We start from the raw sequence: 232 nt of genomic DNA on the forward strand, positions 1-232 counted from the left end.
TGAGTTCACCATTGCCCCTGTAGGTGCCATTGAGAAAGTTTTAGCCAAAGCAGGCTGGTCTGCGGGTGATGTAGATCTGTGGGAAGTCAATGAAGCATTTGCGATGGTCACAATGCTTGCCATTGATAGTTTTCATTTAGACCCTGCTAAAGTCAATGTGAATGGTGGCGCTTGTGCACTTGGTCATCCATTGGGTTCATCTGGTTCACGTATTATCGTGACTTTACTGCAT

The 232-nt window shown here is 45.7% G+C and carries 1 pseudogene; it reads left to right on the forward strand.

Annotation, left to right across the window (positions count from 1 at the left end):
* Window positions 1-232 (forward strand): annotated as a pseudogene (locus RRF55_RS28120) (acetyl-CoA C-acetyltransferase); the annotation flags it as partial.

This window comes from Klebsiella sp. K47 (genome assembly GCF_051858335.1).
Classification (GTDB): domain Bacteria; phylum Pseudomonadota; class Gammaproteobacteria; order Enterobacterales; family Enterobacteriaceae; genus Klebsiella; species Klebsiella pneumoniae.